The sequence below is a fragment of the Rhodococcus sp. ABRD24 genome (genome assembly GCF_004328705.1).
In the GTDB taxonomy this organism is placed as follows: domain Bacteria; phylum Actinomycetota; class Actinomycetes; order Mycobacteriales; family Mycobacteriaceae; genus Prescottella.
The window spans coordinates 2,440,524-2,467,172 of the sequence record NZ_CP035319.1; the positions used below are offsets into that span (position 1 = coordinate 2,440,524).

Genomic DNA, 26,649 nt, shown 5'->3' on the forward strand with positions numbered 1-26,649 from the left:
CTGAAAATTGTTCACCAAGAAGAGGCAACCGAGCTTCCGCTGGATGTCCTCAGTTCGTGCGCAATTACCCTGTCCGCTGCGCGCAGCGACCTCGATCGGCTAGAGCTCCAATTGATGCGCGCGGCGAGCGAAGCTGGGCACAGTTGGACCGTCGTCGCTCAGACCTTCGGATTTCGATCCAAACAGGCATGTCACGCTCGAGCGAGTTCCCTGGCTCATCGTCTCGAATACCGGACAGGCGATCAGGATGGAGAACACGCATGAAGCTGCGGATAGAGCGGGACGCATTGGCGCGATCGCTATCCATTGTCGGCCCAAGCGTGCCAGTACGGCCACCTGTTCCGACGCTGGGCGGTGTGCTCCTCGAAGCCGGCGACGAGTCCGTGCGGCTGTCAGGGTTCGACTACGAGTTTGCCGCGCAGTCCAGCATTCCAACGACAGCGGTCGCGGAACCAGGATCTGCGCTGGTGTCAGGTCGGCTGCTGACCGAGATCGTCAAACTGCTCCCTCCTCATTCGGTCGATTTCTCCGTTGACGGCACCAATCTGAACCTCGCCTGCGGACAGAGCCGGTTCGCACTGCCGCTGATGCCCGTGATGGACTACCCCCCGCTCCCAACCCTGCCTGACACGACAGGTGTCGTGGACCGGGAAGCCTTCTCGGCTGCTGTCGCTCAGGTCGCGGTCGCAGCCGGACGCGACGATACGTTGCCATTTCTGACCGGCATCAGTATCGAGTTCCACGACAAGTTCATTCGACTGGTTGCCACGGACCGCTTCCGAATCGCCATTCGCGAACTGGATTGGACCCCGATCAAACCGTCTACCAGTACGGAGCCTTCTTCGGTACTCGTCCCTTCTCGGACGCTTGCCGCCGCCACCAAGACCATGACTGGCTCACAGATCGAGATCGGAAGCGCTCCTGGCCAACAAGTCCTCGGCCTGCAGTCCCGCAACCAACACAGCATCATGCGGCTGCTCGACTCACCGTTCGCACCCTACGAGCGTTACCTGACCCATGAACGCACCTCCACAGCAGTCGTGGACCCAGCTCCTTTCATCGAAGCCATCAAGCGAGTGTCGCTCCTGGCCAGTCGGGGATCGAAGATCCTGTTCTCGTTCTCCGACGATGCCGTCCATCTCTCCGCTGGCAGCGACGGTGAAGGACGTGGCGAGGAGACGCTTGCTTGTGAGTTCGAGGGTGAACCTCTGACCATCGCATTCAGCCCGCGGTATCTGATGGATGGCCTCGGCGCAGCACGTGCAACCAAGGTCGAGATCGTCATGAACGGATCGATCCGCGCCGCCACCTTGCGGTCTGTCGATGATTCCGGGGACGCGGACCAGGCATCTGGACGGCGTCTGTATGTGCTGATGCCGATGCGGCTCTAGCCTTCGAAGCTCCGCCGCTCCGCTCCGCTCACCGATCCGTGAATTCAACGCCGACATTCGCGCCTCGATCGATACGTGGAACGACAACCCGCGCCAGGCACCGTCCCTCGAACAAGGGCGCACGGGACCACCCAGCGAAACGGTTCCAGCTCAGCTTGCCGACGTCTTCGAACTCGACTCGGAGACCCGGAGGACCCTCTACATGCTTGCCGGGAGAACTCTGCAAGACCGATCGCCGGCCCAAGCAGATTCGCCCCTCAGCCAACAGCTCTATACCCATCTTCTCGATGGCCGGCGCGACAAAACGCGGATGGCGCTCTTCGACGGTCACGTGAACCTGCTCCACGCGAACAAGCAGCCGGCTGAGACGATGTGGATCCGTGACTACCAAACACGAGTGGTCATCCCGCTGATAAGCGCTTACTACCAGCGCTTCCCAGTCTCGGATGCTTACGTGTGGGTAGGGGTTCCGCTCGACACATGACCTAGCCACTCGCGCAACAGCGGATTGACGAGATCCGGATCCGTCATGTTCGCTGCGTGGGTCGTCTGGTCGACAGTGCGAACAACGGCGTCGCCGCCGAGCTGTGACGCGAGATCGTGGACGTCCTTGTCAGAGAAGGCCTGATCTGCGGCACCCCGAATGATGATCGACGGGCACATGATCTCAGTCGCGAGAGTTTCCACCGAGTCGTGCTCGATCAAGCAGTCGACTGCCGGTGCGAAGTCCGACCAGTTACGTTCGAGCCACCGGTTCCGCCATGGCTTCTGCTGGTCACGGTCTCCGCCGATCATCGTCGTCGCGAGGGAACGCGCGATGGGCTCGAATGAAGGGCTTGTCGGACCCTTGAGCCACTCCGAGAAGACCTTGCTATACCCTTCCTTCTCCTCGGTCGAGTATGCGCGGGCGGCTGTACCGAACAACATCAGGCCCGAGCACGCCTTCGGGCTGAGTAGCGCCATCCGGAGTGCGATGAACCCACCCTGTGAATGCCCACCGAACACAGCCTCTTCGATGTTCAGGTGTTCAAGAATCGACAGCCCGTCGCGCGCCTGATCCCAATAGCTGTATGAGGTGGCGGCCGTCCGGCTCCGACCGTGATGTCGCGTATCCCACCGAATCCACCGGTAGTCGCTCAATTCCTCGACCTGCGCATCGAACATGCGGTGATCCATCAGGAACCCGTGGGAAACGATGATCACCGGGCCGTCGCCGCCGGAGTCCTCGTAGTAGACCGAACCGCCTTCAGTCTCGATGTACGGCACGTAACCCCCCATTATAGTGAACCGCACTCGGTGTGCCCTCTGTGTCACGCTTTGCAGCGCAACCTACCAGGGAACTCCCCAGAGATCCTGAGCTACTGCAGCTATAGTTGGATGAATGTCATGACGTCAGCGGGATACATCGCTCAGAAATGGTTTCCAGTCATGTAGCCAGTGATTCCTGGATCAATATCGCTATGCGCAGAGAAAAATTTCCGGGAACGTCCGATAAACGGTGGATCCAGCTTGGCATCGGTTAGTTGATGCGTCCTTCGAAGATAATGGCGAAGGCGTTCGGTGCAAGCTTCTACCTGACTGACTAGTCCCCTAACGCGGCCGGTGGAACCCGATGACCGGGTCGCCAGGTACAAGCACTCGAGGACGGCCAGCTGGGTCGGGAAATGACCGTGAAAAAATGTAGGTTCCGGGTCGAATTGTCCGAGATACCTCGATCTCGATATTTTCTGCAACACTCGTCCTCGAAATTCCGCGCAAAGGTATCCTTTTCCTCAGTTCCGGGCCGAGTCGGTGCCCGATGACCGCGGCCACGCAAACTCTCGTTCTCCACCGTCACCATTCCATGACCCCGAGCGCCGGAACCGAGGCCGCCACAGGAACTCGGTGCAAGGTTCCGCCGCCGCGAGAAACTCCATCAGGAAGCCGAGGGGATCCGTCCGAGGATGCCGTGCCCGGCGCCGGGATAGACCTGGACTTCCGCTCGAGGCAGGAGGTCGGCGACACGTGCCGCAGCGAGCTCGGGGGTGGCAACCACTGTCTCGGCGCCGTAGATCACCAGTGCGGGAACAGTGATGGATTGCACCTCGTCGTCCTTGAGCACCCGCGCCCAGCCGATTCCGGGCCGATAGTTCAGTGCTTCCTTCGCGCAGGCGAATGCCGCTTCACAGCAGACCTCTCGAACGGCCTCCGGACTTGTCCACTACAACTACCGACTTATCGTCGAGCCAGCACTGCCACCGGGAACCGGCCACCAGCGACCCGACTCCACACCGGCGTCACGAACGTCGTAAGCTCATACATCTCTAGTCAAAGACCCGCCCGTAGCTCTCGAAGAGCCCCTTCTCGACCGTTTCCTGAGCCCATCCAGGCTCGTCGATGCATCCACGGTTGACGATACGGATGGGCATCTCCGTACTTCCGCGGTCGATCAGCATGGCGGCACGTTCGTCGAGGCCGTTACGGCATTGGTAGCGCACCCCGAAGGCGGTCGGAGTCTCGACCAGAAGGTTCGTGCACGTCACCCGCGTTGCTGCGTAGTCGGCAGAGTCGTAGCTGGTCAAGGACGAATCCTGGTTGATCTTGAGCAAGCTCGCCTGATCGTCGAGCACGGCCACGGTGATAGCGACAGTGACCTCGAGCTCCACGAGCCCCAGCCCGTGCACCCAGGCCCGAGGAATCGGACCAACGGGGATGTCCCGGTCACGCAGGATCCCCTCGCCAACAACGGCACCCGGACCCAGACCCACATACAGAAACTTTCCAAGCGCCGCGCCACCGGGACAAACCGCCGGATCGTGCACCGGGTCGAAGCGGCCTTGATCCGGTCGCTTCACCTTCCGAAGGTCCAGATTTCGCGCATCGACGAGGTCACGCTTGCATGGGTTGAAGCTGTCCGGTGAATACGGCTTCCCGTCCTCGTAGATGCGCCACATCCTGGTCCCTGCCAGCAGAACGTCTGTGTCGGCAGGGACGCCGTTGTACATCTTCACAGGGTCACATGCCGCGTGTCTCGAGAAGGTTGTCGACCGCCATCTCCGTCAGCGTCATGGCATCGAGCTCCTCCAGCGGGGTGTGGCCGTCGAGGACAGTGCTCGACGGTGTCAGCCACCAACTTGCGGCGCCGAACGGATCATTGGCGGCATCGAGCATCTTATTCGCGTACGCGACAAGGTCTTTCACCGAATGCCGGGAACGATCGAACTGGAAGAGTGGATACACGTAGTCGGGTCGAGTGCCGATTGGCAGGCCGATGAGCTCTCCCGACTGCCGACGCTTCTGCACGGCACTGCGGGTCTCCTTCGCGTGCGGCGCCAAGATTGCGCCAGCCACCCCAGACTTGACCGTCTCCAGCCTGTCGATGACCGACTGGCGCTGATCGGCGCGAGTATGCGCTCTGTCGGCACCCCGGTCTCCGTGTGCCATCATTCCGACGATTTGCTCGACGATCTCCAAGCGCTTTTGTGTCGGCAGGCCGGCAATGGCTTCGGCCAACTCCGCGGCGGTGAACTTCTCCGAGAGCAACTCGAACAACCAGCGCAGCGCCTGGTCCGGAAGCGGTGGAACCTGCCCAGGTGGCTGTGCTGCCGTACCGTGCTGCATCAGAGCGGGTCGGGCGTACATGGGATCGAATAGCAGGGACCGGGAGTAGTTTCGCAGCTTGCTGGCTCCGTACCCCGTCGGACTCACCACGGAATGCCCGTGGTTCTTCTCCCAAAGCGACCACGATGAGTGGCGGGGGAGCGCGGCTCGGTAGTGATCGAGGGCGGCGGCGAACGGTGCGGCTGTCGACGACAACTCAGCCGCAGCGGCGACGGCCTTCTTGAAGGCGGCTGACTGCGCGCCGAACAGCGCCGAAGTGGCAGGAGCATCAAATGCGGTGATGCTGCCAATCAGCTCTGTCGATCGCGTATAGAAGCCGTCGCTGGCTACGACCGCCAGAACCACCACGGAAATCTCGTCGTCGAGATCTCGGTTCCGGGTTGAACTCCAGGTCGTTGATTCAGTGTTCATCCTTGACCGCCTGAGTACGTCAGCTACGTCTTTCGTTAATCGTATCTGTCGTAGCTCTGGATCGCCATGGAGCGTGCTGCGGATCGCGGTAGCGGCACGTAGATATCGCAGGTAGCGACCAGAATCGAGCCAAACCGCGCTAGTTGAAATAGCGTCGCGTTTCGCTGATCTTCGCTGCAAATGGTCAAGTCCAGGGGCGTGGTGTATCGGGGTCGTCGCGTGATTCCTCGTCGGGTTATGCGGTCAGGGCTGGTGTGAACTCCTCGGCGGGTTCGGTGGTGGTGTCGGCGGGCTTGTCGCCGCGGGCGGTGGCGAGGACGTCGAGTCCGAGGTAGCGGCGTCCTTCGATCCACTCGTCGTGTTGTTCGGCGAGCACGGCGCCGACGAGTCGGATCAGGGCGGTGCGGTCGGGAAAGATGCCGACGACGTCGGTGCGCCGACGGATCTCCTTGTTGAGCCGTTCTTGCGGGTTGTTCGACCAGATCTGCCGCCAGATCTGCTTCGGGAATCCGGTGAACGCGAGGAGATCGGCCCGGGCGCCGTCGAGGTGGTCGGCGACCTTCGGGAGCTTCTCGGTGAGGGCGTCGATGATCCGATCATATTGTGCGTGAACAGATTCCGAATCGGGCTGATCATAGACCGAGTGCAGCAGAGTTCTCACCCACGGCCACGAGGTTTTCGGGGTGACCGACATCAGATTGGTCGCGTAGTGGGTGCGGCAACGCTGCCACGAGGCGCCGGGCAGGGTGGCGCCTATCGCCGCGACCAGGCCGGCGTGGGCGTCGGAAGTCACCAGTTTCACCCCGGACAGGCCGCGGGCGACCAGGCCGCGGAAGAAGGTGAGCCAGCCGGCGCCGTCCTCGGCGGAGGTGACGTCGACGCCCAGGATTTCGCGGTAGCCGTCGGCGTTGACCCCGACCGCGACCAGGGCGTGAACGTTGACCACGCGCCCGTTCTCGCGGACTTTCAATACGAGGGCGTCGGCGGCGACGAATGTGTACGGGCCGGCATCGAGGGGCCGGTGGCGGAACGCCTCGACCTGCTCGTCGAGCTCCTTCGCCATGATGCTGACCTGGGACTTCGAGAGCGAGGTGATGCCCAACGTGTCGACCAGTTTCTCCATCCGGCGGGTCGACACCCCGAGCAGATAGCAGGTGGCGACGACCGTGGTCAGGGCACGTTCAGCACGTTTGCGGCGTTCGAGAAGCCAATCCGGGAAGTAGCTGCCGGACCGCAGTTTCGGGATGGCGACGTCGAGGGTGCCGACGCGGGTGTCGAAGTCGCGGTGCCGGTACCCGTTGCGGGAGTTGGTGCGCTCATCGGAGCGTTGCCCGTAGCCGGCGCCGCACAGCGTGTCGGCTTCGGCACCCATCAGCGCGTGGATGAACATCGTGAGCAACTCGCGCAGCAGTTCGCGCAGCAGGTCCGGACTTGCTCCGGTGAGTCGGTCTTCGACGAGCTGGCGCAGGTCGATATCGTGGGCAGTGGTCATCGTGTGGTCCTGTTCGAGTCGACTTGGTAGGTCTCTCGAAGAATCACGCGGTGACCGTCTTTCGTTCGGCTACGACACGCCGGCCATCTCGATCGGCTCCGGCTCGTACACCATCCTCATGGACGCAACCGTTTCGGCACCCTGTTTCTGGAACCAGCTTGTGGGACGGTGTGAGCTGGGTTGATCCGCCACGATGCCCGCCTGCCGGGGTTCGTCCCACAATGAGGGAAATGGGACGGAACGTGACCATCGCGAGCCTGCTCCGCCTGAGTGGGAGTCCGGTTCTTCATTGGCTGGTCGGACACTGCGAGCCAGTTGGTGGCGTCGGCGGAACTTGTCTGTGCGCGCTTGTAGTATGCCGCCCATGCCTGATCGAGACGCCAAGTTCGGAGATGCGTATTGGGTGAGCAAAGACGCGACTGAGAACCCCGCGCGTGTCGGAAAGCCTGCGCGTCCGATGACGTGCATGGCGGAGCGTCGTCATGACACGGCGTGGTCGGGGCTTCCCCGTGTCACGAGCGATGCTAAGCCGGGAGACCAATCGAGTCGCGCCATGCCTGAGATTCACGTGACACGTCTCGGGCAAGCAGGGTGGTGGACGGCGCGCTACATACATCCGGTTCACAAGAATGTCACCGGGGTTGCCGGAATGTGCGACTACCTGGGCAAGCTACCCACGGACGAGCTGGACATCGCAAGGGCTGTCTACCGGAGTCGCCTCGATTGAGCGCCGCCTGTACTCTGGCCAATCTTTGATTTTCGACAGCTGAAGGAGTTCGAAAGTGGTCGGCGAACGCCCGCCGGGTATCCCCGAATTCACCTACCCACTGTGGGACGAGGGGTTGCCGGACACGCAGATCCGTGCGGGTGATCTCTGGATTCTCTCCTGGAACGGCGAGATTGCGGGTCTCGCCGTGATCGCGGCCGTGAAGGGCGGCTACGTGCTTGCATGGCCCGTCACCCTTCCCGGCGAAGCATCCTTCGCGCCGGGTTTGGTCATCGACGAGTCACCCCTCGAAGTACCGGTAACAGTGTGGGCGACTCGGGAGACCGGTATCGGCAACCACCTGCTCGACCGCAGCCTCGGGCGACTGATTGCGCCCGAACGAATACGCCCGATCTCCTGGGCGCTCGATGACGATGCCGATCCAGGACTTTCCTTCGCGCCAGGCTCGGCCCAGGACGTGGAGAACACCGACGCTGACCGTCTGATGATCGACCACTGGACTGAGCTGTGCTTCAACACCGGCGGCACGGAGGAGGGATTGTTTCTCGATGCAGCAAAGATTCAGCTGGCGGGCGGATCCGCGAGGGATATCGGCACAGCGCTGGGTGCCGGCCCACAGGAAGTGCGCCCACTGTTGACTGGTATCACTCCGGTCACCGGGGAACAGCTCTCCACCATCGCCCGCCAACTCGCCGCCGAGGCGGAATCACTCGTGGGAGCTGACCCTCTCGCCGAGGTCGTGCACGACCTCGCGATGCCCCACTTCAAGCGGGACATCGTGGCGCGAACGTTGGAGACTGGCGTCGGCGAACGGGCGATCCGCCGTGCTGCACGCCGCGAGTTCGCGCTTGCAGCACGCAACGATGGCGCCGCTCTGCGGGAAACCAAGTTGCGCGACGCTATCGCACGAGCCGGACGCAACGGGGAGTAGCCAGGTGGATGGGTGGGACGAACTCGCGGCAAGCGGAGATGCACGTGCGATCGCCGCTCGAATCATCCAGGAATGCAGCACGTTCAATCTTTCTGCCCTGAGCAATGATCCCTTCGGGACGTTATTGCACAGCCCTGAGATCACCGTGACGATCGAGGGCGACCTCGTGGACACCGGCTGCGGCGGAGGCGGTTACTACCGCCCATCCCCGCCCACAATCCACCTTCATCCAGCGACGTCGCGCCGGGACAACTTCACCCTTCTCCACGAACTCGCACACCACCTCCAGCAGTGGCACGACCAGTGGGGATACCTGCTCCTCGACATGTCTGATTCTGGCAGGCGCACGATCGAGGAAGCAGTGTGCGATCAGTTCGCCGCCCAGGTCCTCATGCCAGTGAGCGACACCGATCGCCACGCCACGTCACTTCATCCCGCCGATGTCATGGCGGGACTCTTCGCGCGCTCCGGAGCTTCCCGTTCTGCCACTCTTCAGCGTGTGCGAGAAATGCTCCCCGCCGGGTCCCGCTGGATTCTCGCGATCGCTGACGGCGATGGGATCGTGAGTACATCGGCCACCACCTATGGCGATGCACCACCGCCGAAAGGCCTTCCGCAGAGGGGATTCAAGCAGGTTGCCGCTGAGGCGATGCAATCTGTCGTGAGGCGGGAGTTCCACGAGGGAATCGAATATCGAACCGGGATGGTGCTCGACGACATGCGTGTGGAAGCGGCGCTGGATTTCGAGGAGCGGTACGTCTTCCTCGCGCTACGTCCGACCACCGTGAACGGGTCGGGGACTAGGACCTACCCGCTGCAGGATTGCTCCAATCCAGTGTGTGAGGCGACCTTTGAGTCGAGGGAATCCGCGTACCGCTGTGAGACCTGCCAAGACTTCAAATGTTCGCGCTGTCAGCGATGTGGGTGCACCGTGCTGGAACGCCCCACCTTATGCACCACATGCTTCATGCCTTACACGCCCGCGGAGATGACATCTGGCAGTCACGAGTGCTTCTGATGCCAGATACCGGGCACAGAACCGAGACGGATTGCCGGGCCCTGTAGATCGACTTTCGCACGACTCGTATAGCCTCCCGGCAACGATCCGGGGAGGGTGATTTGTCTCGTTGGCAGGGGTATGGTGCAGCCGTCACCGTCACTGATCAGCATCTAGTGATCGAGCGCAGCGGCCTGCTGGCGCGGACAGTTGGTCCTCGTCAGGTGGTTTCGCTCGGCGACGTAGTCGGGTTCCACGTCAAGCAACCGTCGATCCTGGTCAACGGATGGATTCAATTGTGCGTCGGCGGTATCCGTCCGGAACTTGGGCGCGGCGCCGCGCCGAGCGATCCGCACACGGTGCTGTTCAAACGCAACCAGCGCGATCAGGTGGGGACCTTGCTGCAGTACCTGCAGCAGGTCGTCGACTTCAATCACCGCCGGGCGCAGGAGTCAGTGCCGACTCCGCATCCTGTCGTTCCCGAGATCGAGGTGACGCGTGGCATGCCAGGCGTCGCTACCACCATTGAGGTTCCGCGGGTGCAGGTCCCCGACCTTCCCGCCTCTGCACCGCAGGTGCAGGTGGAGGTGTCCAGCGGGCCGAGTTTCGTCGGGTTCGATGTCGAGACCGCCAACGGTTCCCGTGGGAGTATCTGCGCGATCGGTTTGACGGTGGTTCGCGCCGGACGGGTCATCGACACCCACTCGTGGCTGTGCCGGCCACCTGCAGGTCTTGACCGGTTCGATGCCGGCAACATCGGCATTCACGGGATCACCCCGAATGACGTCGCCACACAACCGACCTTCCGACAGCGACTGTCCGAAATGCTCGACGTCGTCGGAGATCTTCCGTTAGTCGCGCACAACGCCGCCTTCGACATCGGCTCACTGCGGGAGGCATCCCTCGCAGAGGCCGTGACATGGCGGCCGCTGGATTACGGGTGCACCCTGCTCTGGTCCCGCAACGACCTGCCGGATCTGGTCAACCACAAGCTCCCCACCGTTGCCCGGGCGCTCGGGGTCGACCTGCTCCGCCATCACGACGCCTCCGCCGATGCTACGGCTACAGCCGAGATCGCACTCGAGTTGATGCGTCGCCGAGGTGCCCCGACCGTGGACACCTACGTGACCGCCACCGGGATCGTTCTCGGCCGCGCCACCGTCGACGGCGTCACCGGTCCGCGCAACGTCAACCGACCCGGGGTCCCGTCCTGGGCGGCGGTGCGGGCGAGCGCGACCCCGCCGCCTCCGAACCCGGACGCCGACCCCGACCACCCCCTCCACGGACACACGGTCGTGCTCACCGGAACCTTGTCCGGGCTCAGCCGTGACGAAGCCTGGTCCCAGCTCGCGAAATGCGGTGCCCGGGTGAACAAGACCGTCACCCGCCGCACCACCATCCTCGTCACCGGTACGTGGTCCGACATCACCGGCCAATCCCAGATGACGGAGAAGCAGGCCGAAGCCCTCCGCCTACAAGGCGCCGAACAGCAAATCGCGATCATCGACCAGCAACAGATGGAATCCTTGCTGGCCGGTGACCGGTCGGTGGACCTCCCCGATTTGACGGCAGCCCCGGCAGTCGACGCCTACGCCCTCGCCGACGACAGCCTTATCGCGCCGCAGAATCGCCACGATCCGCTGCAGCAGGTCCGCGGCCGGCACTACGGCGCGTGGAGCGAGCCGGTCAAGCAGCTCAAACGCGACAACCGACTCGACGAAGCCCTCGAACTGCTCCTCGAGGTCATCGCAGTGGTCGAACGACCCGAGAACTGCGTCGGCGGAACACCGGCACCCTGGTACACCGAACAAGCCGCGATCATCTACCGCAAGCAGAAGAACCACGCCGCCGAAGTCGCCATCCTGCAGCGCTGGATCGACGCCGCCTACCGCAACGGCTCACCGGTCGACGACACCCACCCGATCGTGCAGCGGAAGGCGAAAGCCCAGATCCTGCTGGACAAGTCCCTGCGCTGACCACGAATACCGCCGCAGGCAGTGGACAGAACGATGGAGGGCAGCAGACGAACTGCTGGCCTCCACCCCGTCATGCGAGTGAGTCGACGATCTTCGTCGTCTCCACCGCTACCGTGGTGACTCGCTTGATGAGGTCGACGATGTAGGTCGGGTCGTTGACGATGCCTGACGCCTTGTCGCGGGCTCGCCGTCGCGATGCCTCATCAAAAGACGTTGCGCAACGTGGCCGCCATACGTTCGATGCGGACTCGGCATGAACCCAGCTTCTGGGATGCTGCGACCTGGAAGAAGTCGAGCTGTCGGTCTTGACAGGTCGACTGAGGGCTGGCGTCCCGAGCGCACAGGGATTTTGCGGATCCACGCGACATCCCGGAACTGCCGCAAGTCGCTCCTGATGACCAGATCGCAGCATCCATTCAGCGCATGTCATTGTGTTGGTATGCCCAGGCAAGGTAGACACGACCGATTTGAACAGGTCTACATGTCGCAGCTCAAAATGCTGCTGACCGCTTGCGGCGTCCCTATCGAGTACGAACAGGACCGGGCTGCGATCGACACAGGTCTGCACCTCTTCGTAGAGGGTGCAAATGCGGACTATTCGGCATCCCAAACTCGTGTCTGGTTTCAGGCCAAGGGAAAGCGAGCACAGACACTCTCAGCAGAGCAGTTCCGTTCGGCGTCGTCAGTGAGTACACCGGTTGAAGTTGACCACCTCCGCTACTGGTACGCCGCTCCAGAGCCTGTCTACCTGGTCGTATTCGTTGAGTCCACAGAAGTGTTCATCGCGGAGGACGTACGCGCGATCGTCGACAGAGCGTGGCCCGATGGCGACTTCTACAAGGCCACAGAGAAGCAGACAACTGTAACGGTTCACTTGAGCAAGGCCGCCGTCTTGGATGAACGTCGGATCAAGGCCATGCTCGATCACCGGAGCATGCGGATCGACGGTCCTGCTTTTCAAGGCCGTCCTCTGGGTCACCGATTCGACCCGCTTCGGTCCGAACTGGCAATCGACACACGTGAGCTTTGGACTCGCATCGTCGAGCGGCTGCTCAGCGAGCACCGGTTCAGGGAAACCGCGCCGAGGCGACCCATTACGTCCGACATAACGTTGATGAACGGGTGCTTCTTCGACACGATGGTTTGGCAGTCGAGTGCATTCGCAGAGTTCGGTCGTGGATCGAACGATGGCTTCCGCGATGATCCCGCAGTCGAGTCTGTGCATGGGCAGGTGGTCATGGTCCTCGATTCCGAGCCCAACCGTGCGGGCCTGTCGTCGGTCGAGCGCATGAAGTTGCTCAGTGAACTCACGAAGTCGAAGGCGCCGGTTGTGTTGTTCTTCTTCGGCAAAGATCTCAGTGGGACGGGCGGAGTATGGCGCCAGTTCCTCCGGGAAGAAGTTCAGCTGAAGCGCCCCCGAGAGCTGCGTATGCTTGGCACTGAAGCGCTCACGAGTCTTGTCCTGGCGGCGACCCTCGTCTATCTCGATCTGGCTCCGGATCTGTCCTTCAAGACTGTCAACTACCGCTACTGATGGATTCCACTGCCGCCGACGGTTGGAGCAATCTCGTTCTCTAAGTCTAAGAAACCCTTGATCATGGCGTTGGAGGAGTCGGCCACGGCCGAACTAAGGGACGTCTTGCGATGCAGCTGGGACTTGTGTGCCGACACAGCACATCTCCAACGTCGAGCACAAAGACTCGACTACTGCGTCCAGCCTGGAAGCGGATGGACGATCGTCGACGAACACATTATCCCCATACGCAATTTCGGTTCCGGAGGAGAAGTAGCACCCCACCCGGGTGGTGACATCTCGAGTAGTTAGAAGGTCCAGTGCATCAGATCTGGTTCCCTGCCGGCCAACTCCAGCAGTTCTGGTCGGATCCTCTTCGGCACGAACGACTCCATGCGTATCAAGGCGCTGTCCACGGGTGTCTACTTCGTGGGAGTAATGATCAGAACCTGTGGATCCCGGGAGGGCGTGCCCTCCCGGAAGATGATCTGCGAGGAATCCGGATTCTGATCAAGACCAGCGTTGGCGCGCTGGCGGGAAGGCACCGCCTTGCTCACGGTAGTGGACAACAACAACGACGAGTCTGGCAAGGCGGGTGGTGCTGGCCGTTCGTTGCTCGACGAGATCGTCCGCGATGGCGCCAGGCGAATGTTGGCGACGGCCCTGCAGGCCGAGGTCGCCGACTACATCGCCCGGCATGCCGGTGAGGTCGACGAGAACGGGCACCGCCTGGTCGTGCGCAACGGCTACCACGCCGAACGTGAGGTCGTGACTGCGGCAGGCGCGGTGGCGGTGAAGGCGCCGCGCGTGAACGACAGACGCACCGACCCCGAGACGGGTGAGCGCAGGCGGTTCTCCTCAGCGATCCTGCCAGCGTGGGCCCGCAGATCGACGCAGGTGTCCGAGGTGCTGCCGCTGCTGTACTTGCACGGCCTTTCGACCAGCGACTTCGGCCAGGCCTTGGAGCAGTTCCTCGGCACCGGAGCCGGCCTGTCGACCGCGTCCATCACAAGGCTGACCGCGCAGTGGCAAGACGAAGCTGTCGCGTTCGGGAAGCGGGACCTCTCGCAGGTCGACTACGTCTACTTGTGGGTCGACGGCATCCACTTGAAAGTCCGGCTTGAGCAGGAGAAATTGTGCCTGCTCGTGATGCTCGGGGTCCGCACCGACGGCCGGAAGGAACTTGTCGCCCTGACCGACGGATTCCGGGAATCTTCCGAGTCGTGGGCGGACCTGCTGCGGGACTGCCGCCGGCGTGGGATGTGGGCACCGACGCTGGCCGTCGGCGACGGCGCGTTGGGGTCCTGGAAGGCACTGCGGGAGGTATTCCCCGATACCCGGGAGCAGCGGTGCTGGTTCCACAAGCAAGCGAATGTTCTTGCCGCGCTCCCGAAGTCCGCGCACCCGGGCGCGTTGGCGGCGATGAAGGACATCTACAACGCCGAGGACATCGACAAGGCGCAGCTGGCGATCATCGCGTTCGGTCGCGACTATGGCGCGAAGTACCCGAAGGCGGTCGTGAAGATCACCGACGACGTCGACGTGCTGCTCGAGTATTTCAAGTATCCGGCCGAGCACTGGGTGCACCTGCGGACCACGAACCCGATCGAATCCACTTTCGCGACAGTGCGTTTGCGAACCAAGGTCACGAAGGGTCCTGGGTCGAGGGCGGCGGGGATGGCGATGGCCTACAAGCTGATCGAGGCCGCGCAGTCCCGGTGGCGGGCGGTCAACGCCCCGCACCTGGTGGCGTTAGTCCGGGCCGGCGCCCTGTTCCACAAGGGCAAGCTCCTCGAACGACCCGTCGACATCACCCCGCAGCCGTCACCGGACACGCCCGTGTCCGAAGTTGCCTGATGACGGCGGCGCAGGACGTTAAGCCGGTTCACCACTTTCGGAACTCTGGTAAGGAGGAGTCATGGGGTTTCTATTGGGCATGGTCTGCATCGTCGCGTTCTGCGTGGTGCTCGATCAGGTGGGGGTGTGGGCGGAGAAGCGTGGTTGGATCCACTGGCGCCGGATGGGTGGAGGCAGCAGCGGGGCTGGAATGTTCAACGCCGCACAAGAACTGATCACGCCGTCCACCAGGCATATCGTCGAGGAGCAGCATCGACTGCAGACGACGCGACTCACCCACAGCGCCGACGGGTCACCGTTCTCACTCGACACCGATCGCGGGGTCATCTACCTGCACCACAGCGCGACCCATCCCGTGGATGACGCCGATCCGCGCCGCGAACAGGCTTGATCGAGGCCAGCGACGAACTCAGGGCCGCAAGATCCTGATCGGTGAAGTCCGGGCGCCGAGGCCTCCTGACGATCCTTGATCCACAAGATTTGACTATTTCTCTGTCTGGACGCGACCGCCCAGGTAGCTGGGAGTCGACCGGATTGGTCGATTGCGGTAATACGCTCTGATCGGTATCGAGCCACAGAAGGAGCCACTCGGTGATTAGTTGGGATCGGCTCGGTCAGGCGCAGTTCGACCGAGTCGTCGAGATTCTGATCGCGCGTCAGTGGCGCGACATCGCGACAGTAGTCTCCCCTGATGGTCGTGGTGGGGACGGTGGAATCGATATCGAGGTACGGCACGGAAGCCGTCGGAGGATCTACCAACTGAAGTACTTCGTCGATGGATTCTCGGGAGACAAGAAGTCGACTCGGCAACGGCAGGTTCGGAATTCCTACCTAGCTGCGCTTCGATTGGACCCGCCGGTAGCCGAGTGGGTTCTCGTCGTCCCGTCGAAGCTGACACCTGGTGAACGCGAGTTCGTACAGGGGCTTGAAACCACGGAGGGCCCGAAGATCGCCATCCACGATCGGCTGGATCTCGATGTCCTGGCATGTGACTACCCCGACGTGTACCGGTACCTCGAACGCGATCAGATGCGTGAGAACGCACAGTTGTACAACCGTGAGATCGACAGCTTGTTCGGCGGTATCGGTGATCTCACGAAGCGTATCGGGGAGTTAGGAAGTATCGCTGACTCCACCGATCTCGATTGGGGCGTGCAGTTCTCACGTACACAAGATGGCGTCAGCTGTTCTGTGTATCCCAAGCACCCGCAAGACCACGTCCGAACCCCAATCGTCATCACACTCGAAGGTGCTTTCGGTCCCGAGCACTCAGCAGCGCGGCGGGCAATGGACCGCGCGGTGAAGTTCGGCGCATCTGGCACGGTGGTTCTGCCTGCAGAGACCGTGAGAAGTGTGGCGATCTCTGGGCCGGCACTGCTCGCTGGGCGACATGAGAACGTGGAAGTCCGGCTGGCAAGACTCACCCAGAGTCCATATATCGGGTCACGATCTGAGTTGCACTTTCTCGACGGAGACGGACTTCTGATGGCCACCCACGAGGGTGAAGTCACCCACATGAACCGTGGCACAGACGGCTTCGCCCTCGAGATCAGCTTCTACGAGCACCTCCACGTCGAGTTGTTGTTCCCACACGACCGCGGACTACCGGGCGAAGGCAAGATCAGCTACAACTTCCGACGGATCCGACCAGGGGACGCTCTAGGTGTGGTGTCGCTTCTCAGGCTGCTGCGGCGCCAGGGCACATTCAAGGTCTTCGTCGAAGCCAACGAACTGATGTCGCTCGCGAACGACGATTCATCGGTTGCCTCGAGTTCCGCATCTGATGAGGATCTCGACTTCATCGAATCCCTCGCTCACGACCTCCAAGTTGTTCAAACACACTGTCGGACAACGTTCGTGATGCCCGACGAAGTGGAGCCGCTCGATCGGATCAACTTGCGAGTGGCACGACTGTTGATCGAGGGACACGTTGTCGCATCTCCAGAAGCGCCCACCGGATTCGTCACTCTGACCGGCACCGATACACCTGAATTGCGTGCACTGCTCAGCCGAAGCGCCGAAATCAGGCTCACCCAACGCAACTTCACACTCGTCTTCTGCGGCAAGCACCTAGTACTCGGAGATGTGTACGCGTTTCACCCTCACGCGACCCCCGTCAACGGGGGAGAGGCGCTCGAAGCGCTGGACGCTGGCCGCGCCGCAGGACTGAAGGTGCACCTCCGCCCTGGCGACGACGCATACTTCAACCTCGCGCTGGCGTCTCGGATGTCAGATGCCATGCGACTCCAAACACCCACAGCGTGGGATTTGCCTGGTATCGACCAGCCGGTACATCGTTGTGAATGACCACGCCCGCGACTGCGACAAGCCATTTCTGCCGATCGGTCCTCTCGAAGTCCGTCCAGTCTGGAGCTCGGGTGTCTCAACTCGGCACTGCGCCTACCTGATTGGAGAGATGGTCCGAAGTGGGACTTCGTAGTCCGGTAAAAAGCCCCAATTGACGGTCCGGAGCTGTTGCTCTGCGCCCGCTGTCGGCTCCTCACGGGGCGCACGTTCGAGCACCACGCGTACCTGTTGGGTGGGGGCGACGTTGTACGACGGCGGCAGTTCGGCGCCCACGGAGTCGACTACGTCGAACAGTGAGCGCAGTTCCTTGTCGGTCGTGGTCGAGGCATACCGTCCACACACGCTGGCGTCTCCCGTCGTTGCAGGTACACGCCGCGCGATAACTGTGGTCACCGACACCAGCGCGGCACCGCGCTGCGGACATGAAAAAGGGACCGGATGCGTTCGGTCGCCTCTCGGCGATCGGCGCAACGCAGCTCCAGCCGTACGGAACTCTGCGAGGGCAAGGGTGTGAGCCCGGGGGACACGGAACGCAACCGATCCAGCAGGCACAACGCCCATACCGGCTGACCTATTCCGAAAGCGCCGTGGCCTGCTGATCTGCGGTCGTAGGCTGGCGTGCATCGTCGGCCTGCGCCGGGGTCGGTACCAATTCTGGCTGTGGGGAATCCCGCCGTGTTGAGGAGGTGACCGCGATGGATTGGCCGTGGTTCATCTGGCTGATGTATCCGCCGTTCTTCAATGACGAGCAGCGGGGCTGGGCGCTGGCCAACGTGCCGTGCTGGCTCGGCAACACGTGGAAGCGCTGCTAGGACGCGAGTGATGACCCCGTACGGAATGTGGCTCGGTCCGCTCGGCGTAGCCATCGACGTGTTCCTGGCATGGCTGAACTACGGCGCGGTTCCCTGGTAGGACCAGAGCGACAATCGGCCGTGGCCGCCGCGACACCGTCGGACATCGTGCTCGCCGCGTGGCCGGGGCTGATGCTGCCGGCGCTGGCGGATGGTGCCCTGACCGTCAGTGTTTCGATCGGGTGGTGCCCCAGTCGAAGTCGAGGTTGTCGAGTTCGGTGATGCGCTCCGGGGTGAGTGACGGCCGGCCGTGGCGGCGGTCGACGCGGCGGGTGGTGACCCACAGCCCGAGGCAGAATCCGTCGGGGCAGGTGAAGCGGTGGGGGACACGGGCGTGCCCGTGCTCGGCGACGTAGCCGGCGAGGTGGGCGACGGCGTTCGCCCACCGCTGCTGCTCGAACGTGCCGCGATTGGCCTGTCCCCAGTCGAAGCCGATCGCGTCGAGCTGGGCGATCCGCTCCGGCGTCAACGTCGGGGTCTCGCGTCGTCGATCGGTGCGACGTCGACTCACCCACGCTCCGAGGCGGAATCCGTCCTCGCACTCCCACCGGTGCGGCACATCGAGGCGCCCGTGCTCATCCCGGAACCGGACCAGGCGCTCGATAGTGGCCGCCCACTGCTGCGCGAAGTCGTCGACCGATCGGCCGGGCCGGGGTGGAGCCCAGTCGAACCCGAGGTCGTCGAGCTGCGCGATCCGCTCGGGGGTGAGGCGGTCGGCGCCGAGGCGACGGTCCTCGCGGCGGTGCATCACCCACGAGCCCAGCCGCATCCCGTCCGCGCACACGAATGTCCCCGGGACACGGGCGTGCCCGTGTTCGGCGACGTACGCCTCGAGGTGCGCGATGCCGTCCGCCCACAGCTGCGCGGGTGTCTTCCCGGCTCGCCGGTCCGGGCGGGCCGGCACCGCTGCCGGATCCGTGGAGGTCATGGGCTGGGATGCTATTCGCATGCGACGCCGTCGTTGTCGCGGTCGAGTTTGCTGCTGTAGCCGGGCTCGCCGCGCATGATCGGTGCCGCGCCGGCCGCACGGGCTGCAGCGCAGTTCGCGTACGAGACACCCGCCCCACTCGGAGCAGGCGCGGGGGCCGGTGCCTGCTGGCGGGCCGGCGGCGCCGGCGCGGGGGCCGCGGTGGTCGGCGCAGGAGCGGCCACCGGCGCCGGTGCGGGTGCCGGGGAGCCGGTGCAGGAGGCGAGTTCGCGTGCGATCGCGTCCTTCTCGGCCTGGGTCATCCACAGCCCGTACTTGAGCTTCACCTCGAACTGGCGCGTGACGTAGGTGCACCGGTACGCCTTGTTCGGCGGCAACCAGGTCGCGGCGTCGCCGTCGCTCTTCTGCCCGTTTGTGGGGCCGTCGACGGCCTGCAAGTTCAAGGGGTCGTTGGCGAAGTTCCGGCGGGTCTGCTCGTCGAGCTGCTGGGCACCCTTCTGCCACGCGTCCGACAGGGCGACGATGTGGTCGATCTGCACCGCGTTCGAGGTCCCCTCACCGCGGGTGAACGCGATCGACCGGCCGGTGTAGGTGTCGTTCAGTGTTCCGGTCAGGACGGTGCAGCCGTTCGATCCTGGCTTGATCGTGATGTCGACCAGGTCCCGGCCCTGGCTTGATCGTGATGTCGACCAGGTCCCGGCGCAGGATGTCGTTGCGGGTATCGCAGCCGTTGTGCCCGCCCTCGACGGTGACGTCGTCGGACCATGCCTGCCCGAACAGGGCCCGGTCGTAGCCGGTCTTCGGGGCCCTGCCCTTGACCGGGATCGCGTCCAAGGTGGCGGCGGCCGCCCGCAGGGCGTCCTCGTCGCTGGCCTTGAGCAGGGGAGTGGGCGGCGGCAGCGCGGTTTCCGACGACACCTCCACGCTGCTGGTGATGCTCGCGGGCGCCGACGAGGCGGCAGCCACATCCGGCTGCGCGTCAGCGTCCTCGCACGCGGTCAACGACACCACCGCCGCCGCTGCCGCTGCCGCTGCGCCGGCAATCAACGCGGTGCGGGTACGACGGACAGCGGCCCAACGTGGGCGGAGCGAAGTCAGAGCAAGCGACACAGCATTTCCTTCTGCAAGCAGGGGCCTGTGCGGCGCACTGACCCGGATGCGAATAGACCGTGCCGGCCCCCGACGCCGACACGAACTGTTCTGTCTACCAGGTGATCCGCCCCGACAAGCCGGACACCCCGGCAGGCCGCGCGACAGGGCTCATACCAAGGGCAGGACCCAGTAGTGGTGCATCGTGAGTAGCTGGATAGGGCCTCGGATCGGTACGCCGTTTGCGTCGAGGTGGAGGCGGCAGGTGGCCACGGTGAACTCGGGACGCCCGGTGCCTGCATCGCCTGACCGAGAATGGCGTTCACCGGAGCCGGCGTCATGATGCTTGAGATCGGGAGCTGAAATCAGCTGGGCAGCGAAAAGGCCTGTCCGCCGACTGCGGGCTCACGACCAATCTCGGACGAGTCGTAGGCGTCACGAGCGAAGTCTTCGATCATCGTGGGTTCTTGCCCAACGACCGGGGGATCCTGCTCCCAATCAGCGGTGTCCATGGGCGCTCCAGAAGGAGTAGGCAAGGTCTGCTCCGGTACTTCCGCTATAGAGGCCGCAGTTCCATATGCGTTCGCGCCGACTACATTTATCGTCGCTCACTCACCCAGACGACTGACTGACTGTGGCTGTGCGCTTCGACTCGGCCTGAGCAGCTAGTCTGTTCCGCCCCGTTGGAGCTCGCCGCCCCTGATTCGAGTGTCGGTCGCGTGCCGCCTGCCCAACGAGCGAGTTGGTGTGTCCCATGTCACAAACCATCTTGTCGGATTGCTTTTAGTTTCGCGGGCGTGGTGGTGTCAGGAGTTCGCCGTCGATTCGCGGCGGCGGGGATAGGAGGATTCACAGGTGGGGACTATGAAGACGACATTGAAGATCGCGGCTACGGCGGCGGCCGCGTGCGCGGCACTGACGCTCGGCGCCGGCACCGCGTCGGCGTTCACGGTGCAGCCGATCGCGGGCGGCACTCAGATCGACATCAATCACGGTGAGGCCGTTGCGCTCTCACAGGTACGCATTGCCGGTCCAGTTCTGAATTTGGTGTACCCGCACCTGGTGTACGCAGGCGGGCTCCGCACGGGCGACGCGGCCCAGGTGTCCATCGACCTGGCTGCCGTACCCGGGAACGGCGGTGCCGCAGTCAGGATCTACGGACCGCTGCACAATCCGGATCTCGTGAATTTCGGCCACTACGAGCGGATCCGGTGAAGTCTTACCACTACGAGTGACCGAAAGCACGCCCGCCCCGAGATTCTCTTCGGTGCGGGCGTTCTCGCGTCTCAGTTTCCGGTTTGTTCAGTCCGTATGTCGTCGCCGATCAGCGGCAGGTGTCGGGGCTCGGGCCGCGGAGCCCCGACACCGGGATCGAGCTGTAGGCGACGGCTTCGCCGCGTCACTCTGCAGGGGTAGTCATTGCCCGCCGGGGCGGGTCTGCGCCGAACGCCGCCACCAGATGATGGCCGAGGCGGCGAGTGCGGCTGCGCTGATCCCAGCTGCGATCAGGCCGCCGCGGTTCGCATCCTCGCAGCCGAAGGCATAGACGGTGTCCACGACAAGGTCGTTCGACGCGTCAGGCGGATAGGGCCCGACGCTGAAGGTCGCCCACGGGCCGTTCATGCACTCGGAATAGGACTGGGTCTCGTGGCGGTCGAACAGGAGCCCACCAGCGATGAGGACTATGGCCACGGCCGCGAGGCCGGCAAGGGTTCGGCGGGTTGTCGTGGTCACCTGGGGATTGTCACACGAGGTCAGTTCGCCTCGCGGCGTGCAGCTTCCAGACGCCGGCGTCGCCGGATCAGCCGGTCACGGCTCGCTTCGCCGTTGAATATCTCCGCGTTGACGGCGGTTTCGAGGTCGAACGGTGCACCGGCCAGCCGGAGTTCGGCCATCGCGACGAAGAACTGGTCCACTGCGATCCGGAGCGCCGTTGCCGACCGGGTCGGGAGGGCGCGGGACGCTCACGCGGCATGTCGTGAGTTGTGGCGGTGGTGCTGCCTATGGTGTTGCTATGGGGTGCAGGCGGGGGCTGATCGCGGCCGTGGCGGCGCCAGTTGTGGGAGCAGGGGCTCTGTCTGGTTGTGTGACCAATGTGGATACGCCGGCGACGTTCGCTGCGACCGTGACGATTACTGGTGACGCCGACGAGGCGAGGGTCGATTCCGGTGAGTGCGTCTGGGCCGGTGCCGCGCATCTTGTGCCGGGCTACGTGGTGTCCATCTCTGCTGGATCCGCTGTGACCACATCGAGTGCGCCCCTGAGGGTCGAATCGATCGAGGCGCATCCCGACAATGGGGCTGGGACATGCACCTACTCCGCATATTTCGAGGCGATCGCTGCGAACCAGAGAAGCTACGAGTTGTGGGTGGGTAACAACGTCCGGCAGCCGTCCTTCACCGTCGACCAGTTGAAAGACGGACCCACCTACCGTCTGGAAGGAGTCGGTCCTCGATCCGATCGCTGAGTGGTCAGGCGTGGTCCGCTTCTTCGGCCCGGTAGCCACGCCAGACCCAGAGGGCTGATGCTGCCCCGAGGAGCCCTGCGATAGCGATCGCTGACGGGCCCCATTCGACGATGAGGTCGGAGGTGTGGATGCCTGTGGCGGGGTAGGTCAGCTCGCAGCGGGAGGCGACGAGAACGACCCAGACCTTGCTGGAGATCGCAGGGGAGGCCACCACCCCATCGGCGCCGGGCGGGATGGCGGACGGTGGAGTCGGCTGAACGATGCACACTTCGATGGGGGCGTTGATGAAGAACGCGGCGACGTAGACGATGAGTCCGGCCGCGATACCGAGCAGCGCGAGTGCTTTGCGCATGAGGTGCTGTCCCCTCTGGGAGATCCAGCGGTGACGGTGCCGAGGATATTGGCGACGCCGATGATGGCGAGCAGACCTGATGCGGCGGTCGCTTGCATGCCGTGGTCGTGTGGGCGGGGGTGAAATGACTCCACATCAAGCCGTTCGTCGTCGCCCCGCAGAGTGCAAACATCAAGGCCAGAACCCAGAAACGGGAGTCACGCAGGCAGACGACGAGTGCATTGATGGTGCGCCGAAATGGGTGGGCGAACTCATTGCTCGGTGGTCCAACTGTGCTGGCCGGCGACTCGGCCAGGTCTCCGTAGCGCCGCGCGCCGATGCATCGGGGATGGTCTTTGAGTAACAGCAGAACACCGACAAGGGCGGCAACAGCCAGGGCGCCACACGTCAGTATTGGGCCTCGCCAATCCGACCTGTCGAGGACGATCGACAGCAGGGGGAGCATCGCGAACTGTCCGACGACGCTGGCGGCGGTCAGTAGTCCCGTAGCAAAGCCAATTCTCTGGTGGAACCAGCGGTTCGCGACGGTTGCTCCGAAAACCATTGTTACCGATCCGGTTCCGACTCCAACCATGAAGCCCCACCAGATCACGAACCAGAAGACGGTCGGGCTCAGGAAGACGACGAGTAGTGAGCTCGCGACGAGAAGCGCGAGGGCGATCGAGGTGATGCGGCGAAGTCCGTACTTGTCCATCAGCGCTGCGCTGAAGGGCGCAACAGCCCCGTAGAGAACCATGTTGATGGCTACGCCCGCTCCGATTCCCGTTCGGCTCCACTCACGCGAGTCGACAAGGGGACTGGTGACGAGGCCACCGATCGTGGTGAACGAGCCCGCCGCGATGAGGGCGAAGGCGGCCACCGCCACCATCCGCCAGGCCGGATGCACTCTCCGGCGCGTCGGCCCCACCGCTCGGATTCGGCCTCCGTCGACACTCAGCACCGGACTCCCTCGCGTTCGCGGCGGTCGCCCAGAACGCGGGCTGTACGCCGGAGGACAACGTCGTATCCGGTATAGCCTCCAAGGAGCAGTGGTGTAAGTATGCACTTCTTCGTCCATATGGACACTTCGGATACCTTTGCAGGTGAGCGCCAGAGGGGAGAGGGAGATGGGTACGTCAGAACGTGAGATCCGGGAACCGGTTCAACGCGCGATGCTTGTCTGCCCTGTCGAAGTGAGCATCGCTGTCCTCGGTGGCGCCTGGAAGATGACTGTCGTCAAGCACCTGCTGGATGGGCCGTTGCGCTACGGCGAGCTTCGCCGCCGAGTAGGTGATGTGACGCCCCGAGTCCTGACCCGACAGCTTCGTGATCTCGAGCAAGATGGGATCGTCCACCGCCAGGCGTACGCGGAAGTGCCTCCACGCGTCGAGTATTCACTCACTGAGGCAGGCCAGGGTCTGCGCGGGTTCGTGACGGAGCTGAACCGGTGGGGGCGCGAGTACATTGGCGACCTCCTCGGGCAGCACTAGGACCGCACCGTGCATTGAGGGGCTCGGATCCTTCTTGCAGTGTCAAGGCGTGCGACCTGCTCGGCGGCATCCTCGGCATGCTCGCGAGAGTCGGTATGCAGTCCTACACTGCGCGGTATGGGCGCGAGGGAAGTGCCACCCGAGGCGATCGCCGAGGCTGCTGATGCGGTCGCGGAGAAGATCGACGTGCTGCTCGAGCGAGCCACGGACACCGTGCTGGGAGCACCGCGGCCCGGCTCGGATGCGTGGCAGCAGGCGTGGGCCGCCCGCGACACCGAGGCCGGTCGCGCCGAGCTCGCGCACCGGACCCGGGTGAAGGTCGCGATCGCGGCGGCCGCCGGGGTAGATCCGCGCCCGGAGCTCGAGCGCGCCCAGCGTGCCGGGATCCTCGCCGGCGAGCCCGTCGCCGAGCCGCCACAGTGGCCGCAGCGGCGACGCCGGTCAGGGGACGGCGACGATCAACTGTCGATGTGGTGACCCGTCAAAAACGCCTTCTACCAGCCTAGTTGACACAAGGTAAATTATCGGCAATTTGAAGTCACTGCTGGAAGCCCCTGGCGGCAGGTGCTCGTGGTGTCAGGTAAGTTGCTAGCCATGGTGTCCCGGCACGGGTTCTCCACCGGCTCCCTTTGATGAGCTGGCGTTTCATCCACTTCGGCGGTCGATCCGCCTTCTTTCCCCGGGGCAGAAACGGAATGAGCCGCGCCCATTGCGCGTCGACTCCCGCGCGAGGTCAGATCATTTTGGCGCGGGCGCGGAGGGTGGACATGACCGGTTCGGCGGGGTGGTGTTCGACGCGGTAGCGGGTGGGGTAGAGCCCTTCGACCGGGTGGAGGTCTATGGCGGCGGCGAGGGTTTCCCATGGGACGCCGAAGGTTGCGCCGGTGGTGGGGTTGGTCAGAGTGACGTTGTGGGCTCGGGGTAGGAGGGTGGGGACGGTGTCGGTCCAGGGGGTGATAGTGGTTTCGATGCCGTCGGGTTTGCGGGCGTGCAGGAGCTTGGCGGCGTAGTCGTCGAGGGTGCCTTCGTCGAGTTCGGCGCGGAGGGTTTCGTATTGCTGGCCGTAGACGTTGGCGGCGAGGGTGGCTTCGGCGGAGCGGATTTCCTGCCAGGCCAGGTGGTTCCGGGGGACCTGGTAGGGGGTCAGGCGGCCGGTGGCGTCGAGGGTGTACGGGACCGGGGAGACCTGGCGGACCGCGTTGTCGAAGAGTTCTCGGGCGGCGTTCACGAGGTATTGGACATGGCGTTCGGAGTATTCGGCGCCGACGAGGACGCCGACGTTCTCGGCTACGAAGACGATGGGGCGGGCGCCGGCTTTGGCACCGATGCCGGCCAGCCAGCCGTCCACCAGTGGGAGGGAACCCGCGTAGCGGTCGCCACTGGTGTCGGGGATGTGGAGGATGCCGTCCTTGGCATTCGGGTCGTAGCGGGCGACGGTGTCGTGGGCGTAAGTGAGCATGTTCGCGCGGGCGGCGGCGAAGACGGTGGCGGCGTCGACACCCCAATCGGCGAGCATGGTCGGATGGACCCTCTGCATGGAGGTCGGCAGGTCAAGGACGATGCTTTCCATCAGGCAGGGCAGGATCGGCCGCCACAGCATGTGGTCGCCGGCGCGCATGCCCTCGACGCGCACGGCGAGTTCGCCCGCCGGACGGATGAGCGGGCGCAGGTTCGGGGCAACAGCGTCCCAGCCGGTGGCGGTCTCCTCGGTCCCGCCCAATTCTGGACCGAGGGTGACGAATTCGAAGAGTATGTGCGCAGCTTCGCGCGGGGACACCTTGCTGCACCGCCGGAACGCGGTGGTCAGGTCGATCCGGCCGCGAATCCCGCTGTGTGTCGCGTAGTGGATCTCGAACTGTTCGGCGTCGAAGTCCGCCGCGGCGACCGCCGATTGCGCGCGTACCATCGCCAGCGCCTGTGCTCCGAATTGTTCACGTTCACCTTGTTCGCGCTTCGCAGAGCCGAACATCCCGCCCCAAAAACCCATGCGCGAGAATCTACTCGAACGAACCAAGCGGTTGCTTGATATTGGCCGAGCTGCGTCGTTCCCCGGCCGGAACCGCTGCCCAGGTCTGGTGGCGCAGGGGCGGGCGATCGCCGTGCGCGATGCGGGGTAAACCCCTCGCCACGGTGTCCCGGCACGGGTTCTCCACCGGATCCCGTTGATGAGCTGGCGTTTCGTCCACTTCGGCGGTCGACCCGCCTTCTTTTTGGTCGCTTACCCGAATACCGGAGACCTCACTGGTCCCGTCGCCGAGCCGCCACAGAGGCCGCAACGGCGACGCCGGTCG

General features: G+C 63.8%; 26 protein-coding genes and 4 pseudogenes. 15 read left to right on the plus strand and 15 right to left on the minus strand.

What is annotated here, in order from left to right:
- The first annotated feature begins 143 nt into the window (after nucleotides 1-143).
- Nucleotides 144-1,391 carry a DNA polymerase III subunit beta gene (gene dnaN, locus ERC79_RS10730; protein WP_207390463.1) on the plus strand — a complete coding sequence of 416 codons (1,248 nt, stop codon included), beginning with the start codon at nucleotides 144-146 and terminating at the stop codon, nucleotides 1,389-1,391.
- Nucleotides 1,392-1,841: 450 nt separating this feature from the next.
- On the opposite strand, the gene ERC79_RS10735 is transcribed toward dnaN, so the two are convergent.
- The gene (locus ERC79_RS10735) at nucleotides 1,842-2,657 is read right to left on the minus strand and encodes an alpha/beta hydrolase (RefSeq protein WP_165497083.1); all 816 of its coding nucleotides are present in this window, start codon (nucleotides 2,655-2,657) and stop codon (nucleotides 1,842-1,844) included.
- A gap of 649 nt (nucleotides 2,658-3,306) precedes the next feature.
- Nucleotides 3,307-3,474 carry an alpha/beta hydrolase gene (locus ERC79_RS10740; protein ID WP_242676812.1) on the minus strand — a complete coding sequence of 56 codons (168 nt, stop codon included), beginning with the start codon at nucleotides 3,472-3,474 and terminating at the stop codon, nucleotides 3,307-3,309.
- Nucleotides 3,475-3,553: 79 nt separating this feature from the next.
- Here ERC79_RS10740 and ERC79_RS23420 point away from each other — a divergent pair.
- Nucleotides 3,554-3,690, plus strand: a pseudogene (locus ERC79_RS23420) (IS481 family transposase); the annotation flags it as partial.
- A 4-nt stretch (nucleotides 3,691-3,694) separates the two neighbouring features.
- Here ERC79_RS23420 and ERC79_RS10745 read toward each other — a convergent pair.
- The 3 genes from ERC79_RS10745 to ERC79_RS10755 form a co-directional block, all read right to left on the minus strand.
- Nucleotides 3,695-4,375 carry a hypothetical protein gene (locus ERC79_RS10745; protein WP_131578043.1) on the minus strand — a complete coding sequence of 227 codons (681 nt, stop codon included), beginning with the start codon at nucleotides 4,373-4,375 and terminating at the stop codon, nucleotides 3,695-3,697.
- A gap of 10 nt (nucleotides 4,376-4,385) precedes the next feature.
- A complete protein-coding gene (locus ERC79_RS10750) occupies nucleotides 4,386-5,402 on the minus strand; it encodes a hypothetical protein (RefSeq protein ID WP_131578045.1) in 1,017 nt (338 codons plus the stop codon).
- A 235-nt stretch (nucleotides 5,403-5,637) separates the two neighbouring features.
- Nucleotides 5,638-6,894 (minus strand): IS256 family transposase, encoded by a 1,257-nt coding sequence (locus ERC79_RS10755; RefSeq protein ID WP_131578047.1) that lies wholly within the window; start codon nucleotides 6,892-6,894, stop codon nucleotides 5,638-5,640.
- A gap of 553 nt (nucleotides 6,895-7,447) precedes the next feature.
- Between ERC79_RS10755 and ERC79_RS23070 the strand changes: the two genes are divergently transcribed.
- The 8 genes from ERC79_RS23070 (at nucleotide 7,448) to ERC79_RS10795 (ending at nucleotide 17,202) form a co-directional block, all read left to right on the plus strand.
- Nucleotides 7,448-7,621: a hypothetical protein gene (locus ERC79_RS23070; RefSeq protein ID WP_165497084.1), complete on the plus strand. Its 174-nt coding sequence runs from the start codon at nucleotides 7,448-7,450 to the stop codon at nucleotides 7,619-7,621.
- A 55-nt stretch (nucleotides 7,622-7,676) separates the two neighbouring features.
- The gene (locus ERC79_RS10760) at nucleotides 7,677-8,552 is read left to right on the plus strand and encodes a hypothetical protein (RefSeq protein WP_131578049.1); all 876 of its coding nucleotides are present in this window, start codon (nucleotides 7,677-7,679) and stop codon (nucleotides 8,550-8,552) included.
- 4 nt (nucleotides 8,553-8,556) lie between these two features.
- Complete coding sequence (locus ERC79_RS10765) at nucleotides 8,557-9,570, plus strand: ImmA/IrrE family metallo-endopeptidase (RefSeq protein WP_165497085.1); 1,014 nt, start codon at nucleotides 8,557-8,559, stop codon at nucleotides 9,568-9,570.
- Between the two features lie 101 nt (nucleotides 9,571-9,671).
- Nucleotides 9,672-11,525, plus strand: coding sequence for an exonuclease domain-containing protein (locus ERC79_RS10770; RefSeq protein WP_207390464.1), 1,854 nt, complete (start codon nucleotides 9,672-9,674; stop codon nucleotides 11,523-11,525).
- Between the two features lie 481 nt (nucleotides 11,526-12,006).
- Nucleotides 12,007-13,059 (plus strand): DUF4365 domain-containing protein, encoded by a 1,053-nt coding sequence (locus ERC79_RS10780; RefSeq protein ID WP_165497086.1) that lies wholly within the window; start codon nucleotides 12,007-12,009, stop codon nucleotides 13,057-13,059.
- A 528-nt stretch (nucleotides 13,060-13,587) separates the two neighbouring features.
- A complete protein-coding gene (locus tag ERC79_RS10785; RefSeq protein WP_131578057.1) occupies nucleotides 13,588-14,895 on the plus strand; it encodes an IS256 family transposase in 1,308 nt (435 codons plus the stop codon).
- A gap of 61 nt (nucleotides 14,896-14,956) precedes the next feature.
- The gene (locus tag ERC79_RS10790; protein WP_131578059.1) at nucleotides 14,957-15,286 is read left to right on the plus strand and encodes a hypothetical protein; all 330 of its coding nucleotides are present in this window, start codon (nucleotides 14,957-14,959) and stop codon (nucleotides 15,284-15,286) included.
- A 200-nt stretch (nucleotides 15,287-15,486) separates the two neighbouring features.
- Nucleotides 15,487-17,202: a hypothetical protein gene (locus ERC79_RS10795; RefSeq protein ID WP_131578061.1), complete on the plus strand. Its 1,716-nt coding sequence runs from the start codon at nucleotides 15,487-15,489 to the stop codon at nucleotides 17,200-17,202.
- 129 nt (nucleotides 17,203-17,331) lie between these two features.
- Here ERC79_RS10795 and ERC79_RS10800 read toward each other — a convergent pair.
- Nucleotides 17,332-17,544, minus strand: a pseudogene (locus tag ERC79_RS10800) (SOS response-associated peptidase family protein); the annotation flags it as partial.
- Between the two features lie 344 nt (nucleotides 17,545-17,888).
- Between ERC79_RS10800 and ERC79_RS23730 the strand changes: the two are divergent.
- Entirely contained in the window at nucleotides 17,889-18,014 is a 126-nt protein-coding gene (locus ERC79_RS23730) for a hypothetical protein (RefSeq protein WP_261340504.1), read from the plus strand.
- Between the two features lie 205 nt (nucleotides 18,015-18,219).
- Here ERC79_RS23730 and ERC79_RS10805 read toward each other — a convergent pair whose 3' ends face one another.
- The 3 genes and pseudogenes from ERC79_RS10805 to ERC79_RS23075 all read right to left on the minus strand — a co-directional run bounded on the left by ERC79_RS10805 (nucleotide 18,220) and on the right by ERC79_RS23075 (nucleotide 20,582).
- On the minus strand, nucleotides 18,220-18,981 hold the full coding sequence (locus tag ERC79_RS10805; protein WP_165497087.1) for a helicase associated domain-containing protein: 762 nt from the start codon (nucleotides 18,979-18,981) through the stop codon (nucleotides 18,220-18,222).
- Nucleotides 18,982-18,992: 11 nt separating this feature from the next.
- A pseudogene (locus ERC79_RS10810) lies at nucleotides 18,993-19,983 on the minus strand (DUF1524 domain-containing protein).
- Between the two features lie 452 nt (nucleotides 19,984-20,435).
- Nucleotides 20,436-20,582, minus strand: a complete 147-nt coding sequence (locus tag ERC79_RS23075; RefSeq protein WP_165497089.1) for a hypothetical protein — start codon at nucleotides 20,580-20,582, stop codon at nucleotides 20,436-20,438.
- A gap of 352 nt (nucleotides 20,583-20,934) precedes the next feature.
- On the opposite strand from ERC79_RS23075, the gene ERC79_RS10815 reads away from it, so the two are divergent.
- Nucleotides 20,935-21,285: a hypothetical protein gene (locus ERC79_RS10815; RefSeq protein ID WP_131578068.1), complete on the plus strand. Its 351-nt coding sequence runs from the start codon at nucleotides 20,935-20,937 to the stop codon at nucleotides 21,283-21,285.
- A 201-nt stretch (nucleotides 21,286-21,486) separates the two neighbouring features.
- On the opposite strand, the gene ERC79_RS10820 is transcribed toward ERC79_RS10815, so the two are convergent.
- Nucleotides 21,487-21,804 (minus strand): hypothetical protein, encoded by a 318-nt coding sequence (locus tag ERC79_RS10820; protein WP_131578070.1) that lies wholly within the window; start codon nucleotides 21,802-21,804, stop codon nucleotides 21,487-21,489.
- A 20-nt stretch (nucleotides 21,805-21,824) separates the two neighbouring features.
- On the minus strand, nucleotides 21,825-21,986 hold the full coding sequence (locus tag ERC79_RS23080) for a hypothetical protein (RefSeq protein ID WP_165497090.1): 162 nt from the start codon (nucleotides 21,984-21,986) through the stop codon (nucleotides 21,825-21,827).
- A gap of 170 nt (nucleotides 21,987-22,156) precedes the next feature.
- Between ERC79_RS23080 and ERC79_RS10825 the strand changes: the two genes are divergently transcribed.
- Nucleotides 22,157-22,537 (plus strand): hypothetical protein, encoded by a 381-nt coding sequence (locus ERC79_RS10825; RefSeq protein ID WP_242676813.1) that lies wholly within the window; start codon nucleotides 22,157-22,159, stop codon nucleotides 22,535-22,537.
- 4 nt (nucleotides 22,538-22,541) lie between these two features.
- Here the strand turns inward: ERC79_RS10825 and ERC79_RS23425 are convergent, their stop codons facing one another.
- From ERC79_RS23425 to ERC79_RS23435, 3 genes and pseudogenes are all read right to left on the minus strand, one after another.
- Nucleotides 22,542-22,889, minus strand: a complete 348-nt coding sequence (locus ERC79_RS23425; RefSeq protein ID WP_242676934.1) for a hypothetical protein — start codon at nucleotides 22,887-22,889, stop codon at nucleotides 22,542-22,544.
- Between the two features lie 172 nt (nucleotides 22,890-23,061).
- Nucleotides 23,062-23,946, minus strand: a pseudogene (locus ERC79_RS23430) (MFS transporter); the annotation flags it as partial.
- 58 nt (nucleotides 23,947-24,004) lie between these two features.
- The gene (locus ERC79_RS23435) at nucleotides 24,005-24,208 is read right to left on the minus strand and encodes a hypothetical protein (protein WP_242676935.1); all 204 of its coding nucleotides are present in this window, start codon (nucleotides 24,206-24,208) and stop codon (nucleotides 24,005-24,007) included.
- On the opposite strand from ERC79_RS23435, the gene ERC79_RS23440 reads away from it, so the two are divergent.
- Together ERC79_RS23440 and ERC79_RS10840 are read left to right on the plus strand one after the other, a co-directional pair.
- Entirely contained in the window at nucleotides 24,128-24,358 is a 231-nt protein-coding gene (locus ERC79_RS23440; RefSeq protein WP_242676872.1) for a helix-turn-helix domain-containing protein, read from the plus strand. The two genes, ERC79_RS23435 and ERC79_RS23440, sit on opposite strands and share 81 nt — an antisense overlap.
- Before the next feature lie 117 nt (nucleotides 24,359-24,475).
- Nucleotides 24,476-24,835 carry a hypothetical protein gene (locus ERC79_RS10840; protein ID WP_131578073.1) on the plus strand — a complete coding sequence of 120 codons (360 nt, stop codon included), beginning with the start codon at nucleotides 24,476-24,478 and terminating at the stop codon, nucleotides 24,833-24,835.
- A gap of 256 nt (nucleotides 24,836-25,091) precedes the next feature.
- Here the strand turns inward: ERC79_RS10840 and ERC79_RS10850 are convergent, their stop codons facing one another.
- On the minus strand, nucleotides 25,092-26,345 hold the full coding sequence (locus ERC79_RS10850) for a hypothetical protein (protein WP_131578074.1): 1,254 nt from the start codon (nucleotides 26,343-26,345) through the stop codon (nucleotides 25,092-25,094).
- Nucleotides 26,346-26,649: the final 304 nt, after the last annotated feature.